The following is a 22,796-nucleotide window of genomic DNA, read 5'->3' as shown; positions in this document are numbered from 1 at the left end:
TGCTCCTGATTTATGACTGATTATAAAAAACCGCCTCTGTTTATCGCGTGACTAAATGATGACATTTTTGTCACCTTCCGGATTTTTCCTGAATAACAGTATTAATCCGTTAACAGACGCACACTGAACACAATTTCCCGCCCCTGCTGTTCTGCTGACAGCTCGCCGCCGTGAGCATGAATGATCGACCTTGTAATTGATAATCCCAGCCCCGCGCCTTCCGTGTTGTGGACCCTAGATGAGTCTGCGCGATAGAACCGGTCAAACAGGCGTTCCAGATTAGCGGGAACCGGGCCAGACATCGTATTCGTAATCATCACGTTCACACAGTCACTGTCACGCTCAAGGTGTATCGCTGTACAGGTGTTATCGGGAGAATACTTGATTGCATTGGAAAGCAGGTTACTGAAAGCTCGTCGCAGCATATCGCTGTCTCCGGCAACAACGCCCTCTCCTTCAACCGTGATTGTCTTTCCTGTTTCGTCTGCCAGGGGCTCGAATAACTCACGTAATTCATTCAGTTCGGCTGCCAGATCTACATCATGTTTATCCAGCTGCAGCAGACCATGCTCTGAACGTGCCAGAAAAAGCATGTCACTGGTCATTCGTGACAACCTTTTCAGTTCTTCCAGGTTAGCGAATAAAATTTCGCGGTAATGCGAAACATCCCTTTCCTTAGCCAGTGCAAACTGCGTCTGCATCATCAGATTACTGACTGGTGTGCGCAGCTCATGCGCGATGTCAGACGAGAAATCTGACAGTTTCCGAAATGACCCCTCCAGGCGATCGAACATGTTATTGAATTCCTGCATGGTCTCAGAGATTTCCGGTGGGGCCAGATCGGGATTAAGACGCTGATCAAGGCTGTGTACGGTCATGGAGGAAGCCAGACTGGTCATTTCCCGTAACGGTTTCAGACCAATACGTGTGGTCAGCCAGCCCAGAAAAACAGAAATAAAGACCAGACCGATATTGAACCAGAACAGCCAGGTACTGAGTTTGTCCATAAACAGGGTGTGATACCCAGTATCCGTGGCAACCGTAATGATGACATGTTTGCTTTTACCCTGTTCCGGCGTCACGGCAACCCGCCGCGAGATACTGCGGTACACGGTGTTATTTTCTTCCGTCTGGATCATATAGTCGAGAATATCACCCGACTTATTAAGCAGGACCGCTGGAACAACAGAATTTTTGGCATAGAGTTCAACAATTTTTTCATTTTCCATGTTTTTTATAGAAATGAATAAGCCATTGTGCCCCACCATCGCATCGTTTATTTTTTCTGATAATGACTTAATATCCGTTTTGTTCCTGAACGTCTCTGTTTTAAGAAACTCTTCGGTGAGCTGAAGTTTACCTGTCAGAAAATCGCGGTCCTGATTATCGAAATAGCCATTAAGGGTGCTAATCAGGATAAAACTTGATAACCACCATACCGTAAGCATCACCGCAGAAAAAATCAGGCTCAGGCGTGTGGTCAGGGAAATTTTGAACCTCACTCTTCTCTGATCTCCAGGACATATCCGGCACCGCGAACGGTATGGATCAGTTTTGGCTCAAAGTCATCATCAATTTTACTTCTCAGACGTCTCACGGCGACATCAATCACATTCGTATCACTGTCAAAATTCATGTTCCAGACCAGGGACGAGATAAGACTCCTGGGTAACACTTCTCCGGTGCGTTGCAGCAGCAACTCAAGCAGAACGTATTCTTTACCGGTGAGATGGATCTTCTTCCCCGAACGGATCACGGTCCGGCGCACCATATCAACGGTCATATCGGCGATGGTGCAGACTGTTGCGGCCTGCGAGCGTGCCCGGCGCAGTAGGGTTCTTACACGTGCAACCAGCTCCGTAAAATCAAAGGGCTTAATCAGGTAGTCATCTGCGCCAAGCTCCAGTCCTTTCACTTTGTCCCGCACGTTGTCCTTTGCGGTTAAAAACAGGACCGGTTCTTCGTGCCCGGACTCCCTCAGTGCGCTGATGATTTGCCACCCGTCGAGGAAAGGCAGCATCACGTCCAGTATTATCAAATCATACTGTCCCTTCGACGCGGCCCCGAGACCATCGCGGCCATTATTAAAGAGATCGGCCTGATAGCCTTCCTCAACCAGTCCCTGCTGCAGGTAACGACCTGTTTTTTGTTCGTCTTCAACGATTAAAATACGCTGCATGGTCAACTCGCTGATATGAAAGTAAAAATCTCACGCATGAGCTTTGGCTGTCCCCTAGCTGACCTGAGACGGAGCAAGCATTCCGAGCCACGCTACGGCGCCCAGAATGATAATCGCAACAACGAATTCTGTCAGGATGCTGTTTCGCATCAGGGCAACGCTGCGATCATAATTCCCTTCCCTGACCATAACTTCAAGCCGGGGACCCAGGTGAAACCGGTTTGCTGCAGCCAGAAGAAGCATCAGAACAAACAGAGCCGTCTTGGCAAGCAATATCCTCCCCCAGGAACTGTTGAATAAGGGAGTTAAGTTACCCTCAGCAATATACAGATAGTTGACCAGCGCACTCAGGATCAGGGCTACAACAATCACCGTTCCTGCCGTGGCAAATTTTGCCAGGGAGTCAGATATCACAATGACGCTCTGTGCATTATGCTCGTTTCTGCGCATCAGCAGGATAGCAAATGCAACCAGAGCACCTGTCCAGGCACCTGCAGCGCCGAGATGGGTCAGATCGCTCAGTAAATGGAGATAGTAATGCAGACCGTCATGCATAACGGCGTGTCCTCCCCAGGCAAGTGTAGCCAGCGCCACGCCCCCACTCATCGTCATCAGCAGGCAGGACAATACTCTCTTATTAGTGTAAAGGAACAAAGCACCGAGTGTGGTAAACAGGGCACAGAGCCTGACAATCCAGCTAATACCCACATCAGTTTCTTCTATCACCATCTCGATAACATGGATGGATAATTCTCTGAGGTCAGTTACTCCACTCATGGCATTAGATACCAGGAGCATATTAATGCCAGTAAGAATGATGCCTGTAACAACAGCAAAGGTTATAAACGACCTGAAATTAGTCAGGTTATAGGTTTCATGTCTGACACCGCTTATTCCATATATCTGAAAAAATGGCAATCCAAATATTACCATCAAATCCAGATAAAGAAGAAAACGAATAACAATCATAATCAGGTCGTTCATAATATTACTTCACTGTAAAGGTGTAATTACCGGTAATAGGGTGCGTATCTGAAGAAACCGCGCGCCAGTCAACACGATAAGTGCCAGCGGGTAAAGGCTCTCGCGGAATAATGACCATCGATTTAGGGTCAGCGCCTGGCGCCACTTTTGCCGCGACCGGCATCGGAGAATGTGATGACATGCCTTTCATACCCGTCATCGTTAATTTTGCACCTGAGAATTTCACGGTCAGATTTTCCGAGAAATTAAGCTGAATCTTTTCCGGGGCCGCTACGGCTGAATCAGCCTGTGGCACAGAGCTTTTTAATTCCGGATGGGCCATAGCAGAGAAAGCAACGCCCATAACGAGGCCACCTGTAAGAATGGCTTTATTTAAAATCGACATTTTATTTACCTGTTTAGTTGAGTGTTTTATATCAGTGCGTTAAAACCAGATTCTGGCTCCCGCCAGGAATACTACCTGATGGTCTTTCTCACCTTCTCTTTTCGCCATATCGGATGTTTTCCCGTAAAGTTGATTCCAGGAAACGCCTATATAGGGTGCAAACTCACGGCGTATTTCATAGCGCAGCCGGAGCCCCAGCTCTGTGTCAGTCAGTCCCCTGCCGCGACCCCGCGATTCATCATCCTGACTGTAGAAATTCACCTCATAGGATGGCTGGAGTATGAGCCGGTTAGTCAGTAAAACGTCGTATTCTCCTCCCAGACGAAGGGCTGCTTTTCCGCCATTACTGACAAAACCCGTAATTTCAGACTCAAAATTATAGAGTGCCAGCCCCTGAAAACCGACAGCAGCCCAGGTCCGGGCAGAAGCAGGTCTGAAATCCTGCCTGACACCCGCAACCAAATCCCACCATGGGCCAACCGCATGTCCCCAGAGTAACTGCGCTTCAGCCGCCTCCGTTTCCCCATTGCTTCGTTCACCTTCACTCTTTAGCCAAATCCGATCTGTGTCGCCTCCAATCCAGCTGTTAACACTCCAGCTGAAATTGTTGGTGTTATCCGACCGTTGCCATTCCAGTTGATCCAGCAGAACCAGATAATTAATCGCACTGTCGTGAATCGCATGCCCCTGTAAATTGCCGAATGCAGCCTTCCGGTCGGCATCGGTAACAGGCGGAATTGGCGTTCTGCTCTCAGTTACAATGGGCTCCATTGACGTCATCTCAGTGAAATTCTCATCTGCTGGCATCTGCATGGCAGACATGTCGTGCCCGGCGTGGGGATCTGCAGAGACGGAGCCCGCCGCAATAGAAAGCTGTGAGGTAAACAAACCGGCGACCAGAACAGGTATGGCCTTCAAATTTCTCTTCATTCGCATCATTCCTCCACCCGGACTTCACGAAACATTCCCATTTCCATGTGATAGAGCAAATGGCAGTGATACGCCCAGCGGCCAAGCGCATCTGCTGTCACTCTGTAACTGCGTTTTGTACCAGGGGGAACATCTATTGTGTGTTTACGAACCATGAAATTACCGTTTTCATCTTCCAGATCGCTCCACATACCATGCAGGTGAATGGGGTGAGTCATCATGGTATCGTTGATCAGCGTGATCCTGAGCCGCTCACCGTATTTCAGCAGCACCGGTGCGGCATCTGAAAACTTGATTCCGTTAAATGACCAGGCAAACTTTTCCATGTGGCCGGTTAAATGCAGTTCTATGGTACGGCCAGGTTCACGTCCGTCAGGATCCTCAAAGCGGCTTTTCAAATCCGCGTACGTGAGAACCTTTCTTCCGTTATTTCGAAGACCAATACCCGGATCATTTAATTTCGGAGAGACGCTCATCGCCTGCATATCAACCAGTGGGTTATCCGTTTCTGACGCAGGATGACTTTGCATACCCGGCATTCCGGCCATCCGGGAATGATCCATACCGGCCATGCTGCTGTGATCCATGGGCGCGGAGGATGTCCCGCTATCCGGAAGGTCAGCACCGTCCATAGACATCATCTCTCCGCTGTTATCCATGCCTCCCATCTGGCTGTGGTCCATTCCTGCCATATCATGTCCCATTCCCCCCATACCCATATCTTCCATGGTCAACAGAGGACGGGGATCGAGGGGGGGAACGGCAGCACTTAACCCCTCTCTCGTGGCCAGTGTCCCTCGAGCGTAACCGGTCCTGTCCATGGATTGTGCGAAGATGGTATAGGCCTCACCCTGAGGCTCCACAATGACATCATAGGTTTCGGCAACGGCAATCCTGAATTCGTCAACGGTAACCGGGTTTACATACTGGCCATCTGCAGCCACGACCGTCATTTTCAGCCCGGGGATACGGATATCGAAATAGGTCATTGCCGAGCCGTTGATAAACCGTAAGCGTATCTTTTCACCGGGACGGAACAGTCCGGTCCAGTTTTTCAGCGGGGCCTGCCCGTTCATGAGATAGGTGTAGGTGTAGCCACTGACATCCGCGAGGTCAGTCGGATTCATTTTCATTTCAGCCCACATTTTCCGATCGGCAATGGTGGCTGACAGCCCCCTGGTATTCACGTCGCGGAAAAAAGAGCCAACGGTTGGTTTATTGAAATTGTAGTAATCCGACTGTTTTTTTAATTTTTTCAGCAGGCTGTGAGGATTTTCATCGGTCCAGTCAGACAACATGACCACATGCTCACGATCGTAAGCAAACGGTTCTGGCTCCCTGGCATCGATGATAATGGCACCGTATACCCCCTCCTGTTCCTGCAGACCGGAATGGCTGTGGTACCAGTAAGTCCCGTTCTGCTTAACCTTAAAGGTGTAAACGTAGGTATCATCAGGCTCTATGCCCATAAAACTCAGCCCCGGAACACCATCCATATTGGCCGGAAGAATAATGCCGTGCCAGTGAATGGACGTCTGTTCATTAAGACGGTTTTTGACCTTCAGGGTAATGGTGTCACCTTCTTTCCAGCGAAGAACGGGCCCCGGCAGGCCTCCATTGATTGTTTTGGCCTGACGCTCACTGCCCGTGATATTGACGGCCGTTTCACCAATGGTCAGGTCAAACTGAGTACCCTGCAGGGATGCGGCAACTGGCAGGCTCAGACTGGAACGCGCATTGAAACTCCATACGCCAAGACTTCCGGCTACGCCAGAGAGGGTTAACCCCTTCAGGAAAGTTCGTCGAGACGTTTTCAACAGCATGCGCATTCCCTTATTTAAAGTATGGTTACTGACAGAATTCGAGAACCGATTTAAATTAAATTACTGGTTCATCCACTTACAATGAAATGAATCTAGCACACCTTAAGAAACAAATTCATTACAATCGTGTAATGTACATAGCTGTATTACATTTACGTCATCTTCCCCACAGGTTGATTATTTTTATATATGATCATAAGGACATCTTTTATGTACCTCAGAAGGTAATTACACATGAATATATTAATCACGACCACTGCGTTTACAGCTTTATTTTGTGGGGCAGCTTTTGCTCAGTCCAGTGATATTGCCCATGAAGCACATCGATTTGTTAATAATGCCTCAGCCGTCAGTCATGTGAATTCCTCGACGCATGAAAACTTACCGGACAGGGTTAATAAAAACAACACGCCCTCATTCTCTGAAATGAATGAACATGAAAGGGCCATTGTTGCTCATTCATTTATGAACAACAGCGCGTCCTATGCGCATCAGAAAATGATTGAGGAACATAAAAAAATGCTGTCCGGCAGTGATGCAAATTCAAAGACCTCGTCTTCTTCTTTTAACGAACTGAATGCCGGAGAAAAAGCCGCTCTCGTGCATGAGCAGGTCAATAATGCCGGTGCGGAAGCACATCAGACGCAGGCAAGAAAGCTTCGCGGGCTGTATTCGACCAGGTAACTGCAGGCGGGTTAGTGCTTAGCGTCAGGTGCGCAGCAGGGCTTTACTGACGGGTTACGTAGCAGGACATGAGCCCCATATTGCTCTGCCGTAACCTGTTTCAGTCCCGTTAATCATCACCGTCGGGCTGGTCATACAGTTCCCAGAGCTTCAGGAGCAAACGGGAAACAAGATATGTTACAAAAATGACGACCATCAACGGTGCTCCCGATTAACTGACAGATGACACGCCTCCTGAAAACCCCTAGCATACGCCGCAGTGTTCATGCTAACGGCGAATTCCAGTAAATGTATTCTACCGATGTCGTAAAAGAAAATGCCTACCTTTCAGCCACCCGCTCGGGGCTGGAATCGAACGAGATCGCTACTCTTCAGCGCTCCTTGCCTTCCCGGTTTAATCTGCGGCATTTGAAAAAAAATGAATCATTAAAACTCGTACTGCAAAAGAAAGCGGGAAAATCACGTGTCGTGGCCTATAAATTTACGTCCGGTTCATTTAATTACACGGCGTATCGTATATCAGATAAAAAGTTCTATAACCTTTCCGATACTTCCGGGAAAGGCAGTCTCGATTATCCGTTACCGGCCACAGCAAGACTCAGTTCGCCTTTCAATCCTGCAAGACTTAACCCGGTATCGGGAAAAGTGAGTCCCCATAATGGCATTGATTATTCCATGCCCATGAACACGAAAATAGTCAGCGTCATCGACGGAAAAATCACCCGGGCCGAATACAACAGTACCATGGGATATTTTGTTGAAGTAACGGGAAAAGCCGGTGTTAAAACTCGCTATCTCCACCTCAATAAAATACTCGTTACTAAAGGGGCCAGGGTTACCCGGGGAGACGCTATTGCGTTATCCGGTAACAGCGGACGTTCATCCGGTCCTCATCTGCATTACGAGCTGGTCATCAATAACAATCCTGTTAACTCACTGGCGTTCCGGGCAGCGGCACCCGCTGATAACAAACTTGAACAGCATGCCTTTGCGCATGCCAGAGACTACGAACGATACCTGGACTGATAACGGGGCCGCGACGCGGCCCCGTCTGCCGGATTAATTTTTTTTATCGTTTTCACTTCCTTGATGTTGATGATCTCCATGCCCTCCGTGGCCGTGGAAAAGATGCATTAGCGGGCAGACCAGCAATAACAGATATGGCCAGTAACCTGCCACATGTGACCAGTGTTCGCGCAGGAGGGCAAATGCCGCGATCGCGGCGACAGCAATAAGCGCATAGGTGGTACTTTTCATACTGGACTCCTTCTGTTCGTAACAGCCCCTTCACTCAGTGTTATTTCCCGAGCCTGACACTTTTCAGACGCAACGCATTCACAATGACGCTGACGGAGGAAAGAGCCATGGCCGCCGCCGCAATAACTGGCGACAGCAGTATTCCATACACAGGATAAAGCAGACCTGCAGCCACAGGCACGCCAAGTGCGTTGTAGATAAATGCAAAAAACAGATTCTGTCGGATATTTTTCATGGTGATTTCTGACAGATGACGGGCCCTGTTCAGTATCATCAAGTCGCCTTTGAGAAGGGTGACTCCGGCACTTTCAATTGCCACATCTGTACCCGTTCCCATGGCTATACCCACGTCAGCCGCTGCCAGCGCCGGGGCATCATTCACACCGTCTCCGGCCATCGCAACCACATGGCCAGACGCTTTCAGTCGGGTTATCACTGCTTTTTTGCCATCCGGCAGAATCCCGGCTTCAACCTCATCTATTCCCAGTTTCCGTGCGACTGCTTCAGCGGTAAGCTGGTTATCCCCGGTGAGCATAACGATGCGGATCCCCGCCTGACGCAAAGCTTTAAGCGCATCCGGCGTGGTTGCTTTCACGGGATCCGAGATAGCTATCAGGCCTGCAAGGTGCCCGTCTGTGGCCACATAGATAACGGTAGCGCCTTCCATCCGCAACGTATCCGCAACGGCCTTTTGATTATCAATAACGATACTGTTTTCCTGCATAGCCAGTTCATTACCAATAACAACCCGTTGACCTTCGACATCGCCTGAGACACCTTTACCCGACGGCGCATTGAAATGAGTGACTGCGGGTATTGCGATCCCCTTTTCCTGTGCTGCTTTAACTACTGCCATACCCAGCGGATGCTGCGAGCCTTTTTCCACTGCGGCCGTTACACGCAAAAGAGATGTTTCCCCACCCGGATTGAGACTGATAATCCCTGTCACCGTCGGCGAACCTTCCGTGAGCGTGCCTGTTTTGTCGACAACCAGCGTGTCCACTTTTTCAAGACGCTCAAGGGCTTCGGCATTCTTGATTAACACCCCGGCCTGGGCTCCTTTGCCCACCCCCACCATTATCGACATCGGCGTGGCCAGCCCCAGCGCGCAGGGACAGGCAATAATCAGGACCGACACAGCCGCAATGAGACCGTGCGCCATCCTGGGCTCGGGCCCCCAGACAGACCAGATCATGAAAGCAACAACCGCGATAAGTATCACCAGAGGAACAAACCAGCCTGAAACGCTGTCAGCCATTCTCTGGATGGGGGCCCGCGAACGCTGTGCATCAGCGACCATCTGAACAATTCGTGAGAGCATCGTTTCATCACCGACTTTCTCTGCACGGATGATAAGACTACCTGTCTGATTAATGGTCCCCCCGATGACAGGGTCACCCTCCGTTTTGGTAACAGGCATAGATTCCCCGGTCACCATCGATTCATCAACGGTTGTTTTGCCTTCGACCACGATACCGTCGACCGGAATACTCTCTCCAGGTCTGATGCGGAGCTTATCGCCAGGCAGGACATCTTCCGCATTAATATCCGTTTCATGACCGTCTTGATCCAGCCGCCTGGCGGTTTTGGGGGCAAGGTTAAGAAGCGCAGTAATGGCACCTGAGGTTTGTTCCCTTGCCCGCAATTCAAGGACCTGTCCCAGCAGAACAAGCACCGTAATAACAGCTGCGGCTTCAAAATAAATGGCCACCAGGCCATCCATGTTTCTGAACGATGCAGGAAACCAGGAGGGGAAGACGGTTGCAATGACGCTGTAAACCCAGGCTACGCCGGTCCCCATTGCAACAAGGGTAAACATATTCAGGGAGCGGTTACGTAACGACATTCCGGCCCGGGCGAAGAATGGCCAGCCACACCACAAAACGACAGGAGAGGCCAGAAGTAACTGCAGCCATGTGTTGTACTGTGGCGGTACTGTATTCCTCAAAGCGGGAAACAGATGAGAACCCATTTCGAGTATCAGAACCGGAAACGCCAGCAACAACCCCAGCCAGAAGCGTCTTGTCATGTCGCGAAGTTCATCACTCGTCCCCGTGGATGCCGTAGCTACGAGCGGCTCCAGTGCCATTCCACAGACAGGACAGCTTCCGGGACCACTACGGCGTATCTCCGGATGCATCGGACATGTCCACACACCTTCAGAAATCTCTTTCTCCGCCTGGCGGTGAGACTGTTTTATCTTATCAGGGCTGACTTCATGGTGGTCGTGGTGATGGTGATGTTCACTGGCATCTTCGGTAAAATAATGATCGGGATGGGCTTTAAATTTGCTCTCACAGCTGGCGGAGCAGAAATAAAGCTGATGGTCCTGGTATCGAATGCTGCTGTGCGCCTTGTCAGGCAGGATGACCATCCCGCACACGGGATCTCTCACCTTATGCAATGCGTGACTCTCGTCCGGGGATGATGTCTGCTCAGAAGCAGTCTGGTTGTTATGTTCCACTGCATTGTCATTTTTCACAGTAACTCTCCTTATGCATATCTGAAGCATTTTCTGTCTTCAGGATATGTCATGGATGCGATTACCACGAATGCCGCCGGCATAAGAGTGCCTGCTGCCGGCGTCCCGTTATCAGCCGTTCCGCTGACTATTCGATTCGCTGGAAGACTTTTTTACTGCCCTCCGGTGAGAATGCGATAACATCGTAAGCCTCTTTTCGGGCCCCCATCTCCATTCCCGGACTTCCTGCTGGCATACCGGGGGTGGCGAGACCGTATATACCCGAACCAGACTGCATGGCCTTATGTATCGTTGCCGCAGGCACATGGCCTTCAATGATCAAATTACCTACAACCGCGGTATGACAACTTCGTAGTCCAGCAGGAACAGCATGCTTTTCTTTCAGGGCTGACAGCGCCTGATCATTCATGACGTGAGTTCGCACTTCGAACCCGTCTTTTTCCATCGCTTTGCCCCACAGGGAACAACAGCCACAGTTTTCAGATTTGTACATATCAATGACTTTTTCACTCGCCATTGCAGGCAGTGACAGGCCGAGAGCCAGGGCCATTAGAACCACTTTTTTCATACTCACCTCTGTATATTATCGATATAAACCCTGACGTCAGGGTGAATCAGTGCAGAAGGACGCCCACTGGGGGCGCCCTTTCAGGGTTATGACACGCTTTTTTTATGTCTGCGCAGCCAGATTAATTTGTAGGCGGCAGGAATAATGAACAGGGACAGCAGCGGAGCCGTGATCATCCCACCAATCATTGGCGCAGCAATACGGCTCATGACTTCTGAACCTGCGCCGGTTCCCCAGAGTATTGGCAGCAGACCCGCAATGATCACCGCCACGGTCATGGCTTTCGGCCGGACACGCAGTACGGCACCATGATAGAGGGCTTCATCAAGACCTTCCGGTGTGAACGTCTCTTTACGGGACAATTCCGGGTGCGCTTCAATGGCATGACGCAGATACATCAGCATGACCACGCCAAACTCTGCTGCCACCCCGGCCAGGGCGATAAACCCGGTTCCGGTCGCCACTGACATATGGAAGCCCTGCCAGTACAGGAACCATATTCCGCCAACCAGGGCGAACGGCAGGCTCATCAGGATCAGCAGGGCTTCGTCAACCCGGCGGAATGCCAGATACAACAGGATGAAAATGATCATCACCGTCATCGGCACCATCAGCTTCAGTTTCTTGTTGGCATGCTCAAGCAGTTCAAACTGTCCGGAGAATGCCACACTGGTTCCCGGTCTCAGTTTCACTTTCTCGCTGATGGCCGTCTTAATGTCGTTAACCACCGACACCATGTCCCTGCCGCGGGCATCAACATAAATCCAGCTGGCTGGCCGGGCATTTTCGGTTTTCAGCATGGTTGGTCCAGAAACGACGTTAATATCCGCGACATCGCCCAGCGTGATCTGCTGCTTCATCGGGGTCAGGATCGGCATCTGTTTCAGCGCCTGCGGACTGTTCCGGTAATCCTGCGGGTAGCGAATGTTAATAGGGTACCGGGCCACCCCTTCAACCGTCTCACCCACCATAGCACCTCCGATTGCTGAAGAGACGAACAGCTGGACATCACCTACCGTCATCCCGTAGCGGGAGGCTTTCTCCCGGTTGATATCGATATCGATGTAGCGCCCGCCCTCAAGTCGCTCAGCCAGGACAGACACCACGCCAGGCACGGTTTTGGCTACCGCCTCGATACTCTGCGCCGTCGCGTCGATATCGGACAGAACAGTCCCGGACACTTTGATACCTATCGGGCTTTTGATCCCGGTTGAGAGCATATCAATACGGTTACGGATAGGCGGCACCCAGAGGTTTGCCAGACCCGGTAAACGGACTGTCCTGTCGAGTTCATCAATAATCTTGTCAATTGTCATGCCGGGACGCCACTGATCCTCAGGTTTGAGCTGGATCGTGGTTTCCACCATTTCGAGCGGCGCGGAATCCGTTGCGGTCTCTGCTTTACCGGTCTTGCCAAATACAGAAGCCACTTCAGGAACGCTTTTGATTAACTTGTCTGTTGTCTGCAGGAGCGCTGCAGCTTCTGCCGGAGAGACGCCAGGCAAGGTCGACGGCATATACAGCAGATCGCCCTCGTTAATCTTCGGCAGAAATTCACCGCCCACCTGACTCAGTGGCCAGATAACCGTGAAAATGGACAAGGCCGCAACCAGCAGGGTTGTTTTTGGCCAGTGGAGGACCCGCAGCAGCAAAGGATGATACGCTTTGATCAGCACCCGGTTCAGGGGGTTACTTGTCTCGGCAGGAATTTTCCCCCGGATCCAGAATCCCATCAGAATAGGAATGACGATGATGGCCAGTGCGGCCGCTCCCGCCATGGAGTACGTTTTCGTGAATGCCAGCGGGCCAAACAGACGACCTTCCTGCCCTTCCAGGGTAAAGATAGGAATAAAGGACAGGGTGATGATCAGCAGGCTAATGAACAACGCGGGTCCCACTTCCACGGAGGCGTCGGTAATCACCTTCCAGCGGGTGGCGTTGTCAATCTGCTCACCCGGATGCTGATGATCCCACTCCTCAAGCCGTTTGTGCGCATTTTCAATCATCACAATGGCGGCATCCACCATCGCACCGACGGCAATCGCTATCCCTCCCAGCGACATGATATTGGCGTTCAGTCCCTGGAAGTGCATGACGATAAAGGCGATACACAGGCCAAGCGGCAGAGAGATAATCGCCACCAGGGCAGAACGTACGTGCCACAGGAACAGAGCACAGACGATGGCCACCACGATAAACTCTTCCAGAAGTTTGGAACTGAGGTTATCAATCGCCCGGTCGATTAACTGGCTGCGATCGTAGGTGGTCACGATTTCAACGCCTTCCGGCAGGCTGGCCTTCAGCGTCTCCAGTTTATCCCTCACTGCCGTGATAACGTCGCGCGCATTTTTACCCGACCGCAGGATCACCACGCCGCCAGCGACTTCTCCCTGGCCGTTCAGCTCGGCAATACCACGCCTCATTTCGGGCCCGGTCTGCACGCGGGCAACATCCCGCAGATAAACCGGCACGCCGTTCTCACCTGTTTTCAGGACGATGTTATTAAAATCATCAATGCTCTGAAGATAACCGCTGGCACGGACCATATACTCCGCTTCGGCCATTTCAACGGATGAGCCACCGGCCTCCTGGTTAGACGATTCAAGTGCCTGTTTCACTTCGGGCAGGCTGATACCGTACTGGGACAGTTTTACCGGATTGACCTGAATCTGGTACTGTTTCACCACGCCGCCAACCGAAGCGACCTCAGCCACGTTCGGGATGGTTTTCAGCTCAAATTTCAGGAACCAGTCCTGCAGAGAGCGCAGTTCTGAAAGGTCGTGTTTTCCGTTGCGATCGACAAGGGCATATTCAAATATCCAGCCCACTCCCGTGGCGTCCGGGCCGATTTCAGAGCTCACACCCGCAGGCAGTTTGCCCTGAACCTGATTCAGGTATTCCAGCACGCGCGAACGGGCCCAGTACAGATCGGTGCCGTCTTCAAAAATGACATACACATACGAATCACCGAACTGTGAAAAGCCACGCACGGTTTTTGCGCCAGGTACGGACAGCATGGTGGTGGTAAGCGGATAGGTGACCTGGTTTTCTACAATCTGCGGGGCCTGTCCGGGATAGCTGGTTTTAATAATGACCTGCACATCTGACAGGTCAGGCAGCGCATCGACCGGCGTGTTAATTATCGTCCATGTGCCCCAGATGCTGAGAAACAGTGCGCCCATCATGACCAGGAAACGGTTGGCGACAGAGCGCCGGATAATCCATTCAATCATCGTCGTCTCCTCAGTGCCCTGAATGCATATTTACAGGCTGCTCAGACATTGCTGGCATACTGTTTTCTGTTTTTTCAGGGTGGCGCATACGTTCCAGCGCGCCCGTAATATTGGCTTCGGAGTCAATGAGGAACAGGCCACTGACCACCACGGTATCGCCTTCATTCAGGCCGGAGCCAATGCCGGACTGTTGCTGTGATTCATGCAGAACGTGGATCTGTTTCGGCACAAACTTGCCTTCATCATCAACAGTAATCACGCGCTGTTCTTTGCCGGTATCGATAACGGCCTGGCTTGGTATCAGCAGCATCTCCTGGCTCTTGGTATTCAGTTTCAGATAGGCATTCATGCCCGGCTTGAGAAACTCATCCTTATTAGAAACCTGGAGACGGACCTGAAGCGTACGGGTTGTCTGATCCACGCTGGGAAGAATGTTCCATTTTTCGACATGGAATGTTTTATCCGGATAAGCCGGTACCGAAATTTCAAACTGCGACGTATCTTTCAGCAGATATGCGATAGATTCTGGCACTGCAGCGCTGATCCAGACCGGGTCCATCCCCTGAATCTGAGCCACTACTTTATCTTTCGAAATATTCATTCCGGTGCGCAGGTCAAACGCAGTAATGACACCATCAATAGGTGCTTTAATGGTAAAACGGGTCTGGATTGTGCGGGTTGAACGCAGCCTTTGAATATCCTCTTCCGGCATACCAGCCAGACGAAGTCGCTCCAGAACCCCTTTTATCTGGGTTGACGTACCGCCTGTACCGGATAACAGCAGGAACTCACTTTGTGCCTCAACCCATTCAGGAATGGTGATATCGATAAGCGGAGTGCCTTTCTTCACATGATCGCCAATCGTCAGGGGATACACTTTTTCGACGAAACCGTCAGAGCGCGCCTGCACAATGACAAACTGATACTCGTTGTAACTGACATTAGCCGGGATTGTCTGAGAATAATTCAGCATTCCTCGCGTGACTTTTTGCGTTTTTAATCCCAGATTCTGAACCTGCGTTGGATCGATACGGATCCCGCCACTGCTTTTATCGCCGCTTTCATCAGCATATTTTGGCACCAGGTCCATATCCATAAAGGGAGATTTTCCGGGTTTATCAAATTTGGTATCCGGTTTCATCGGGTCATACCAGAAAAGTACCTTTCGCTCCGGTGCCTTTTGTTCGGTTTGTACTGTTTTTTGTGATGAGTTTACGTACTGCCAGGCAGTAACCGATATCAGCCCTCCTGCTATGAGGCTGCTGATAATTATTGCAGCATATTTTATCTTTAAAGAAGCCATACAATTTCTCGCTGAAAAATCAAAACACCTGGCATATGCGCCCGATCATTCATTCACAGTAATCCCTTAATGAATGTTCAGGCGCACTGGATGTATTCGCTCCGGACTGATAATCAGGATTGCGTAACGTTAATGCTTTTGAGTAAGGAGATATTGCCCTGCTGAATAAACGAGAAATCGACATGGTTGCCGGTTTTCAGGGCATTGATAGCGTCGTCTGCATTAACAAAAGTGAAGCGCATGGTCATTGCAGGCCAGCCCACAGCAGGGATTGCTTCGTGCGAAATGGTAATCTTTTTACTATTCATATCAATGTCTTTAACGACACCGGTGCCCTTGATAACCTGCTGTACCGAAGCATCACTGGCAGCATTCATATCGCCATGCTGATGTGTTTCAGCATGAAGACCGGCAGAAAACATGACAGAGAAGGCACCAAATAAAACGGCTTTAAGTGAATTACGCATTTTTAATTTCCTGATTAATTAAATAAATTTACTCTACCCAACCGCCACCCAGCGCGGTAAACAGATTAATTTCGTTAACCTGTCGGGAATAGGTAAGATCGAGAATGGTTTGCTGCGTAGCGAAGAGGGAACGTTCTGCATCCAGCACTTCGATGTAACTGACAGCACCACTTGCATATAATCCTCTGGCACGCTGGAGAGTTATCTGAAGTGAATCAAGATAACGCTGCTGTGACTCAAGTTGCTGGCTAAGGCTGTCGCGCAGCGCAAGCGTGTCGGAAACATCCTTAAAGGCTGACTGAATTTTTTGTTCGTAATTAACCACCGATTGTTGCTGGCGAATTTCAGCCAGCTTCAGATTGGCTTTATTCCTGCCAGCATTAAAAATAGGAATTTCAATTTTAGGGATAAAATTCCACATTCCACTTCCTGACGTAAACAGGCTTGACAGCTCCGTACTGCTTGCGGAAAGACCACTGGTCAGGGTAATGGAGGGGAAAAAGGCCGCTCGCGCTGCGCCAATATTGGCATCAGCCGCTTTCAGCTGATATTCCGCTTCCATAATATCCGGTCGCTGCAGCAAAATTTGTGAAGATAGATTTGGTGGCAATTTTACTGGTGCGATCTCCCCGCCTTTCATCCCTTTTTCTGACGGAAGTGCGCGGTACGTTCCCAGCACCAGTTGCAGGGCATTGTTTGCCTGAGCCAGATCGCCTTCTCGTTTGGCTATTTCGGCGCGGGTACTTTCGATTTGTCCTCTCGCCTGTTCAAGTGCCAGAACGTTCGTACTCCCGGTCACGAGCTGTTGCTCAACGAAAGCATAGGACTGTTCATAATTTTTCAGCGTTTCCCGCGCAATACGGAGTTGTTCGTACGCCAGTTGCTGGCTGAAATAGCTCTGTGAAACGTTGGAGACCAGCAGGATGTGTACGGCCCGACGGGCTTCTTCGCTGGCAAAGTAGTTCTGGCGGTCAGCATCACTCATGTTCTTAAGTTTGCCGAAAAAATCGAGCTCATAGCTGAGCTCCAGTCTCGCGTCGTACTCCTGTGTGGTCGGCTTGTCACCTTTCAGACCACCGCTGTATGTTATCCCGGATGAGGCATTCAGCTGGGGATAACGATCTGCATCCGTGACGTTGAACTGGGCTCGGGCCTCTTCAACCTTCAGGGCAGCCATTCTCAAATCACGGTTATTAGTCAGAGCTTCACCGATCAACCGGGTAACCTGGGGATCGACAAAAAAGTTACGCCAGCCCGTATCCTGATAGCCATTTACCGCTGGCGTCAGGCTGTTATGGGACAGTGAAAACTGCTGGGGTACCGGTGCTGCGGGCCGCTGATATTCAGGCGCAAGCGACACGCAGCCTGCCAGGATGAATATCGTGCTAATGCTGAGTAATTTTAATTTGAACATAACGCTTCTCGTCCAGGCAGACCTGGTAAATGGTTCAAATGAAGTCCAGAGTATTGATAGGGGTACTTTACCTAACGCTCTCTGTTTGCCGAGTGACAGGATAATGACAATGTTGTCATTTTTGCTGTAATCCGTTGATAACGATCGTGGGCGCAATAGAATGACATTAGCAGCCAGCCGGGGAGCAAGATGAAAATATTGATCGTCGAAGACGAAATTAAAACAGGTGAATATCTCAGCAAAGGGCTTACAGAGGCAGGGTTCGTAGTGGATCACGCTGATAATGGTCTTACCGGATATCATCTCGCCATGACAGCCGAGTATGATTTAGTCATTCTGGATATCATGCTACCTGATGTGAACGGCTGGGATATCATCCGCATGCTGCGCACTGCCGGAAAGGGTATGCCGGTCTTACTGCTGACAGCCCTCGGCACGATCGAACATAGGGTCAAAGGACTGGAACTGGGTGCGGACGATTATCTGGTTAAACCCTTTGCGTTTGCCGAACTGCTCGCCCGGGTGAGAACCCTTCTGAGGCGGGGAAACACGATGATCACGGAAAGCCAGTTTAAGGTGGCTGACCTCTCGATTGATCTCGTATCCAGAAAAGTCAGTCGCGCCGGAAACCGCATTGTGCTCACCAGTAAAGAGTTCAGCCTGCTGGAATTCTTCATTCGCCATCAGGGAGAGGTTCTTCCCCGCTCCCTGATTGCCTCTCAGGTCTGGGACATGAATTTTGACAGCGACACTAATGCGATCGATGTCGCAGTAAAGCGACTCCGCGCTAAAATAGACAACGATTACGAGACAAAGCTGATCCAGACAGTCCGGGGCGTGGGCTACATGCTGGAGGTCCCGGATGCATAGCAAACCTTCCAGACGCCCTTTCTCACTCGCTCTGCGGCTGACCTTTTTTATCAGCCTGTCCACGATACTGGCTTTTATCGCCTTCACCTGGTTTATGCTGCATTCTGTTGAAAATCATTTTGCCGAGCAGGATGTCAGCGATCTTCAACAAATCAGCACCACACTGAACCGTATACTGCAGTCCCCGGTGGATCCGGATGATAAAAAAATAAGCAAAATAAAGGAATCAATTGCCAGCTACCGCAACGTTGCCCTTTTGCTCCTCAATCCCAGGGGGGAAGTGCTCTTTAGCTCAGCTCAGGGGGCGGCACTACGCCCGGCAGTGAATTCAGCAGATTTTAGCGAGCACAGCCGCGCACGGGATGTCTTTCTCTGGACGGTGGAGGATCCTGCGGGACCGATGGATACCGGGTCCGAAATGAAGATGGAAACATACAGGATTATCGCCTCCTCTGGTCAGGCGATATTTCAGGGCAAACAGCAGAACTATGTCATGCTGACTGGCCTATCCATTAATTTCCATCTCCATTACCTCGATGCGCTGAAAAAGAACCTGATTGCGATTGCCGTCGTGATAAGCCTGTTGATTGTTCTGATCATTCGAATCGCTGTCCGTCAGGGGCACCTGCCCCTTCGTAATGTCAGCAATGCCATTAAAAACATCACCTCCGAGAATCTTGATGCGCGACTGGAACCGACACGCGTTCCCATTGAGCTGGAGCAACTGGTTATCTCGTTCAATCATATGATTGGAAAGATTGAGGATGTCTTTACCCGCCAGGCCAATTTCTCTGCCGATATCGCGCATGAGATCAGAACGCCCATCACCAATCTGGTGACGCAGACTGAAATCGCACTGAGTCAGGATCGAACACAGAGGGAACTTGAGGATGTCCTCTATTCCAGTCTTGAAGAGTATAACCGGATGACCAAAATGGTCAGCGATATGCTGTTCCTGGCACAGGCAGATAATAATCAGCTGATACCTGACAGGGTCATGTTTGACCTCAGAGCGGAAGTCATGAAAGTCTTCGAGTTTTTCGAAGCCTGGGCCGAAGAACGCAATATCACGCTCAAATTTAACGGGATGCCCTGCCTGGTTGAGGGAGATCCACAAATGTTCAGAAGGGCGATCAATAATCTGTTATCCAATGCCCTGCGTTATACCCCGGAGGGACAGGCAATCACCGTCTCAATAAGAGAGCAGGAGAGCTTTTTTGACCTTGTGATTGAAAATCCGGGGAAACCAATCCCTGAAGAGCATTTATCAAGGCTGTTTGACCGTTTTTATCGGGTAGATCCGTCCAGACAACGAAAAGGAGAAGGCAGCGGCATCGGCCTTGCGATTGTGAAGTCCATCGTGGAAGCACATCACGGAAGAGTGCAGGTGGAATCGGACGTACGTTCAACTCGTTTTATCCTATCCGTGCCCAGACTGGAGAAAATGATTCCGGAAACCCAGTACTGAGAATAAAGATTTAAATGACAAAGATGTCATTAGCCTGTCATGCAGCAAACAGAAGCCATTCGATATAATTAGTGCAACTTATCAGGAAGGCATTATTACTTCATCCATACACGGCATCAGCACAAGCCAGGAGTTGTATTAAAGCCTCATCCCGGCGGAATAAGGTCTGTAGAGTTGTCAGTTGTACTACTGAGGACACAGATCGAAATTCACGGACATCACTAATTCAGAAATGGAGAGTTACCATGAAAAATATCGTCTTAGCATCAGTGTTAGGTTTGAGCTTAATTTCTACGGCCTGGGCCACTGAAACTGTAAATATCCATGAGCGTGTCAATAATGCTCAGGCTCCGGCCCATCAGATGCAGTCTTCTTCAACTCCAGCCGCCATCCAGGGGGCAGCTCCACGGATGGCCGGTATGGATCAGCATGAACAGGCTATTATTGTTCATGAAACCATGAACAATGGTTCAGCAGATGCACATAAAAAAATGGCGGAAAGTCATCAGAAGATGATGGGAACTGGCACCGTTAACGCTTCCCGTCCGGCGACTTCGTTTGCGGCGATGAATGAACATGAAAGAGCAGCTGTTGCCCATGAATTTACGAATAACGGTCAGTCCGGCCCCCATCAGGCTATGGCTGATGCACACCGCCGCATGATCAATGCGGGCTGATGACAACTGAAGTTTCCGTGCGGTTACCCTTTCCTTGATAGATTGTCCCTTATACGGATATGTTGTTATTTTTTGCCCCCTTCAGGGGGCTTTTTTGTCTGACTCAGCTAAACTTATCCGGTAACCATCTGAAAGGGTTTATTATATGAAAATCACAAATTCGCTTTTTGTTATACTGATGTTATCCCTGCCAGCGATTTCCGCAGAACATTCAGAAATGAAAATGTCAGATATATCCTCATCGGCATCGTCACAGGAATATATGTCCGGCATGAAAGGTATGCATGACAAAATGATGGCCGCTGTAAAAGAGTCCGATCCCGACAAGGCTTTTGCGAAAGGCATGGTAGCACACCATGAAGGGGCAATAGCAATGGCTGAGACCGAGCTAAAATACGGAAAAGATCCGGAAATGAGAAAGCTCGCGCAGGACATCATTAAAGCTCAAAAAGGTGAAATTGAGCAGATGAATAAATGGCTTGGTAATCAAAAATAATGATTGCGGAAATAATATATTGCGCGTACAGTCAGAGTGTTCCCGGGCACGGGAACCTGTTAATCGTTAATTAATCAAAACCCGATTCATTTCGGGTTTTTCCTTTTACCCCCCCAACGCATGCACTGCACCGAGTGAAATTCACCTGAGCCAATTCTGCTTGCTTATTATTTCGATGGGAATTGCTGATTTTAATTAAGTCTATGTTTTAAAGGTGTTTCTCATGCCTGGGTTTGGCAGGGGTTCGTCCTGTTCTCTGGTCATGCGCAATGGCAATTCGCAGTCAGGGCTCAAGACTACTTTTACCTCTTTTTTAACAGAAAGTTTCTGGACCCGATACTTGCCGGAAACATCATCTGCTGTTCATCCCGACCAATAAAACGAAGGTATCACTCTCGTTTGAATCTCACTTACTTTCCATTTTGTAATAAAGAATCAAGTTTTCCAGTGATATATCAATACCAACTTTTTTTAATAACCTTTTTCGCGCAGTGTATATTTCTTTCAGCATATCTTCATAACCCTGACCAAAGTGAATTTGTTTATGGCAATTGCAACACAGAGATATGATATTTTCTTCAACATCAAGAGATGTGTCAAAAGCATCTTGCCTGGACATAGGTACAATGTGATGAGGTTCTGTGTAATTTAAGGATGAATTTCGCCTTCTGAATGTTGGGTGGTCACTATCGACTTCACATCTGTAACCTGCTTTATTCAGCGCATTTTGGGATACGCCTTTACTCCTGGGATACGAGAGGCCATTTTTTACTTCTATTGCATTTTTCTTTGGTTTGGCTTCCCCTGTATATTCAAACGTCTGAACGTTGTCAAAGATATTACTTTTCTCTATGGCATTGATCAACTCATCGTCAGAGTAATACTCACTGCTGGCCATTTCTGTTGTACCAAAAAAATCCAGTTCGTTAATTGCCTGAACAAGTTCCTCACGAATTGTCCATAAGTTTCTTTTGGGTTTTCCGCCGATTTCTTTACTCTTCATTACGGTAATGAATTTTGTACCGCATGCGATATTTCCGACACCTTTAACCTCGAATCTACCAAGTTCTTTTTGAACTCTGCCACCCAGTCCGTTTATGACACCATTAGCACTCATGCTGTGCAGGTCGTACTTCTTACCAATATCGAAGCATGTGCAGGAATGATTTGGCTCAATAAACCATTTTTTTAACGCTGCAATACTTTTTGTGTCAAAAACTTTATCATTTGTTAATAAAGTTTTCCATTCTTCCACACTGATATCAATGTCACAGACATACTCTCCATCAATCACTTCGCATATTTTTTTAATCACATTCATTCCCCTGTTATACAAATAGTCATAATGAAAATATAAAGCTCGCTAACCGGTATGGTTGCGTAAGGACAGTAGTCTCTCAGAGACCGTGCTTTCTTTTTTTTCAGTCCTGGACACTAAAGGGTCTGTTGCACCCCGAAAAAACTTGTTGCGGGGATTGCTCATTGAGATGAGCCTCTGCTTGATCATACCAGATCAGCAGGCTGCCCCCAATGCTATGGCTTCTTAGTTTGGCCATTATCCGGCCTTCCTCACGAC

The 22,796-nt window shown here is 49.4% G+C and carries 20 protein-coding genes; 6 read left to right on the top strand and 14 right to left on the bottom strand.

The annotated features are described in order from the left end of the window. Positions 1–101 precede the first annotated feature (101 nt). The 6 genes from pcoS to pcoA are packed head-to-tail and all read right to left on the bottom strand — an operon-like array spanning position 102 to position 6,301. Positions 102–1,502, bottom strand: a complete 1,401-nt coding sequence (gene pcoS, locus GBC03_26500; GenBank protein QFS73514.1) for a copper resistance membrane spanning protein PcoS — start codon at positions 1,500–1,502, stop codon at positions 102–104. Continuing rightward, positions 1,499–2,179 carry a copper response regulator transcription factor PcoR gene (gene pcoR, locus GBC03_26495; GenBank protein QFS73513.1) on the bottom strand — a complete coding sequence of 227 codons (681 nt, stop codon included), beginning with the start codon at positions 2,177–2,179 and terminating at the stop codon, positions 1,499–1,501. The genes pcoS and pcoR overlap by 4 nt, the downstream gene beginning before the upstream one ends. 54 nt (positions 2,180–2,233) lie before the next feature. Beyond that, positions 2,234–3,163, bottom strand: coding sequence for a copper resistance inner membrane protein PcoD (gene pcoD / locus GBC03_26490; protein QFS73512.1), 930 nt, complete (start codon positions 3,161–3,163; stop codon positions 2,234–2,236). A gap of 4 nt (positions 3,164–3,167) precedes the next feature. After that, entirely contained in the window at positions 3,168–3,548 is a 381-nt protein-coding gene (gene pcoC, locus GBC03_26485) for a copper resistance system metallochaperone PcoC (GenBank protein ID QFS73511.1), read from the bottom strand. Between the two features lie 39 nt (positions 3,549–3,587). Continuing rightward, complete coding sequence (gene pcoB, locus GBC03_26480; GenBank protein ID QFS74134.1) at positions 3,588–4,484, bottom strand: copper resistance outer membrane transporter PcoB; 897 nt, start codon at positions 4,482–4,484, stop codon at positions 3,588–3,590. Then, entirely contained in the window at positions 4,484–6,301 is a 1,818-nt protein-coding gene (gene pcoA / locus GBC03_26475; protein QFS73510.1) for a multicopper oxidase PcoA, read from the bottom strand. Before pcoA ends, pcoB begins: the two co-directional genes overlap by 1 nt. Positions 6,302–6,535: 234 nt before the next feature. Here pcoA and GBC03_26470 point away from each other — a divergent pair, with 234 nt between their 5' ends. Beyond that, the gene (locus GBC03_26470; GenBank protein ID QFS73509.1) at positions 6,536–6,985 is read left to right on the top strand and encodes a copper resistance protein; all 450 of its coding nucleotides are present in this window, start codon (positions 6,536–6,538) and stop codon (positions 6,983–6,985) included. Between the two features lie 288 nt (positions 6,986–7,273). Beyond that, positions 7,274–8,011, top strand: a complete 738-nt coding sequence (locus GBC03_26465) for a peptidoglycan DD-metalloendopeptidase family protein (GenBank protein QFS73508.1) — start codon at positions 7,274–7,276, stop codon at positions 8,009–8,011. Between the two features lie 33 nt (positions 8,012–8,044). On the opposite strand, the gene GBC03_26460 is transcribed toward GBC03_26465, so the two are convergent. The 7 genes from GBC03_26460 to silC all read right to left on the bottom strand — a co-directional run bounded on the left by GBC03_26460 (position 8,045) and on the right by silC (position 17,709). Continuing rightward, a complete protein-coding gene (locus GBC03_26460) occupies positions 8,045–8,242 on the bottom strand; it encodes a DUF2933 domain-containing protein (protein QFS73507.1) in 198 nt (65 codons plus the stop codon). A 40-nt stretch (positions 8,243–8,282) separates the two neighbouring features. Next, positions 8,283–10,754: an Ag(+)-translocating P-type ATPase SilP gene (silP, locus tag GBC03_26455; protein ID QFS73506.1), complete on the bottom strand. Its 2,472-nt coding sequence runs from the start codon at positions 10,752–10,754 to the stop codon at positions 8,283–8,285. Between the two features lie 97 nt (positions 10,755–10,851). Continuing rightward, complete coding sequence (locus GBC03_26450; protein ID QFS73505.1) at positions 10,852–11,292, bottom strand: hypothetical protein; 441 nt, start codon at positions 11,290–11,292, stop codon at positions 10,852–10,854. Between the two features lie 86 nt (positions 11,293–11,378). Then, positions 11,379–14,525: a Cu(+)/Ag(+) efflux RND transporter permease subunit SilA gene (gene silA, locus GBC03_26445; GenBank protein ID QFS73504.1), complete on the bottom strand. Its 3,147-nt coding sequence runs from the start codon at positions 14,523–14,525 to the stop codon at positions 11,379–11,381. 10 nt (positions 14,526–14,535) lie between these two features. After that, on the bottom strand, positions 14,536–15,828 hold the full coding sequence (gene silB / locus GBC03_26440; GenBank protein QFS73503.1) for a Cu(+)/Ag(+) efflux RND transporter periplasmic adaptor subunit SilB: 1,293 nt from the start codon (positions 15,826–15,828) through the stop codon (positions 14,536–14,538). Between the two features lie 113 nt (positions 15,829–15,941). Continuing rightward, positions 15,942–16,295, bottom strand: coding sequence for a cation efflux system protein CusF (gene cusF / locus GBC03_26435; GenBank protein ID QFS73502.1), 354 nt, complete (start codon positions 16,293–16,295; stop codon positions 15,942–15,944). 28 nt (positions 16,296–16,323) lie between these two features. Then, positions 16,324–17,709 carry a Cu(+)/Ag(+) efflux RND transporter outer membrane channel SilC gene (silC, locus tag GBC03_26430; GenBank protein QFS73501.1) on the bottom strand — a complete coding sequence of 462 codons (1,386 nt, stop codon included), beginning with the start codon at positions 17,707–17,709 and terminating at the stop codon, positions 16,324–16,326. Positions 17,710–17,898: 189 nt separating this feature from the next. Between silC and silR the strand changes: the two genes are divergently transcribed. From silR to GBC03_26410, 4 genes are all read left to right on the top strand, one after another. Beyond that, positions 17,899–18,579, top strand: coding sequence for a copper/silver response regulator transcription factor SilR (silR, locus tag GBC03_26425; protein ID QFS73500.1), 681 nt, complete (start codon positions 17,899–17,901; stop codon positions 18,577–18,579). Continuing rightward, complete coding sequence (gene silS, locus GBC03_26420; GenBank protein ID QFS73499.1) at positions 18,572–20,047, top strand: copper/silver sensor histidine kinase SilS; 1,476 nt, start codon at positions 18,572–18,574, stop codon at positions 20,045–20,047. The genes silR and silS overlap by 8 nt, the downstream gene beginning before the upstream one ends. Before the next feature lie 245 nt (positions 20,048–20,292). Further along, positions 20,293–20,724 (top strand): silver-binding protein SilE, encoded by a 432-nt coding sequence (gene silE, locus GBC03_26415; GenBank protein QFS73498.1) that lies wholly within the window; start codon positions 20,293–20,295, stop codon positions 20,722–20,724. A gap of 145 nt (positions 20,725–20,869) precedes the next feature. Then, the gene (locus tag GBC03_26410; GenBank protein ID QFS73497.1) at positions 20,870–21,220 is read left to right on the top strand and encodes a DUF305 domain-containing protein; all 351 of its coding nucleotides are present in this window, start codon (positions 20,870–20,872) and stop codon (positions 21,218–21,220) included. A 406-nt stretch (positions 21,221–21,626) separates the two neighbouring features. On the opposite strand, the gene GBC03_26405 is transcribed toward GBC03_26410, so the two are convergent. Then, the gene (locus tag GBC03_26405) at positions 21,627–22,535 is read right to left on the bottom strand and encodes an HNH endonuclease (protein ID QFS73496.1); all 909 of its coding nucleotides are present in this window, start codon (positions 22,533–22,535) and stop codon (positions 21,627–21,629) included. Positions 22,536–22,796 lie beyond the last annotated feature (261 nt).

The sequence above is a fragment of the Citrobacter telavivensis genome (assembly GCA_009363175.1).
Taxonomy (GTDB): domain Bacteria; phylum Pseudomonadota; class Gammaproteobacteria; order Enterobacterales; family Enterobacteriaceae; genus Citrobacter_A; species Citrobacter_A telavivensis.
This window is presented reverse-complemented; position numbering and strand designations above follow the sequence as displayed.